The 1,682-nt window shown below is 62.4% G+C and carries 2 protein-coding genes and 1 pseudogene; 2 read left to right on the forward strand and 1 reads right to left on the reverse strand.

Going from position 1 to position 1,682, the window contains the following annotated elements; translation table 11 throughout:
- Nucleotides 1-135 precede the first annotated feature (135 nt).
- Nucleotides 136-366, reverse strand: a complete 231-nt coding sequence (locus EOA27_RS35505; RefSeq protein ID WP_126078173.1) for a DUF680 domain-containing protein — start codon at nt 364-366, stop codon at nt 136-138.
- A gap of 484 nt (nt 367-850) precedes the next feature.
- Between EOA27_RS35505 and EOA27_RS35510 the strand changes: the two genes are divergently transcribed.
- Nucleotides 851-1,528, forward strand: coding sequence for a response regulator (locus tag EOA27_RS35510; RefSeq protein WP_126061760.1), 678 nt, complete (start codon nt 851-853; stop codon nt 1,526-1,528).
- Nucleotides 1,525-1,682 (forward strand): annotated as a pseudogene (locus EOA27_RS43225) (sensor histidine kinase); the annotation flags it as partial. The gene EOA27_RS35510 and the pseudogene EOA27_RS43225, both read left to right, overlap by 4 nt.

Here is a 1,682-nt window from a genome sequence, read left to right on the forward strand (position 1 = left end):
GAACCATAGTTGTCCGAGCCGGCGAAAGCGGCGCCGGTGGCAACGAGAAGGGCGGCAGCGGTAAGAGCGATCTTGGTCATTTGAGTTACTCCAGATTTAAGAATTGAGGTTGGGATTGATGGGGACGGGAGCCGCTTAGCGGCCCCAGATGCCCTGGCCGGATTCCGGCTGGTTCTGATCAGGCGTGATGTGGAGGTCGCGCTGCTCGAACTTGCGGATCGAACCCGTGATGGTGTTGTCGACCTTGCCCGCAGGAGCGGTCACGGCCGGCTGATTGACGTTGTCGGAACCGTAATGGTCGCTGCCGGCAAAAGCGCCGCTCGTGGCGATGAGGAGGGCAGCAGCGGCAAAAGCAATCTTGTTCATTTCAGGTACTCCAGATCTCAAAAGTCGTGTCCGTCTAGTGGCGTGCCGTGATGGAAATTCGCGTCGCTCGGACCACCCCGAAATGGGTCGGCCCCGTTGCCATTTCCAATCACGTAAAGTTGTGAACCGAACCGTTCGGTTCGATCTTGAAATTGCATGGAAGGCTAAGCGGCCAGACTCTTATCGTTTTGTATCAATAGGTTACGGCGATCACCCGTCGAGATGCCAATCTGACGGGACCTGCCAGCGTTCACCATGGCTACACGAACCGTCAACATTAATTGAACCGAACGGTTCGGTTTTATCACTTGCACGACCGGGCAAGCGGCCCCGCAGGCATCATGACCGGGATGGCGGCCGCCGGGAAACCGCGTTTGCCTTGCGGGCGGATCGATACTATCGGTTGCCTCAGGGAACCAATTCGGACGCCGCCCGCCACCCTCGGCGAAGGTCGGCGCCGTTGGGAGGAAACAGCGAACGAACGATGCGGCTGCTGCTTGTCGAGGACAATCGCGAACTGGCCGATTGGCTGAGCAAGACGCTGCGCCAGGCGAGCTATGTCGTCGACGTCGTGCATGACGGCGAGGATGTCGAGCATGCCTTGGCCGCCGGCGATCACGCTCTGATCATCCTCGACCTTGCCTTGCCCCGCATGGGCGGAATGGAAGTGCTGAAAAGGCTGCGGGCGCGCGGCAACCCGGTGCCGGTGATCGTGCTCACAGCCAATGCCAGCCTCGACGGCCGGGTCAAGGGCCTCAACGAAGGCGCCGATGACTATCTGGCCAAACCCTTCCAGATCGAGGAGCTGGAGGCGCGCATCCGCGTGCAGCTGCGCCGCGCCAACGACCGCACCGCGCCGGTCATTTCCTGCGGCGACCTCGTCTTCGACACCAACACCCGCCTGTTCTCGCTTGCCGGCGCGACGCTGTCGCTGACGCCGCGCGAGCACGCGGTGCTGGAACAGTTGGTCGTCAAGGCCGGACGCACGGTGAGCAAGGCGGCGCTCTCGGCGGCGATCTACGACTTCGACACCGACGCCGACCCAAGCGCCATCGAGATCTACGTGCACCGGCTGCGCAAGAAGCTCGAGGGATCGCGCGTCCAGATCGCCACCTTGCGCGGCCTCGGCTACCTCTTGCGTCACGACGATCCGGCGCCATGAGAATCGGCAGTCTTCGGATCGGCAGCCTTCGGATCCAATTGCTGGCTTGGGTGGTGCTGCCGCTGGCCGGTTTGGCCGCCATCAATCTGTGGACCAGCCAGCGCAACGCCCTGGCGACGGCGGACCTCGTCACCGACCGCATGCTGGTAGGCTC

Origin of the sequence: Mesorhizobium sp. M2A.F.Ca.ET.037.01.1.1, from assembly GCF_003998075.1 — a bacterium.
GTDB lineage: Bacteria > Pseudomonadota > Alphaproteobacteria > Rhizobiales > Rhizobiaceae > Mesorhizobium.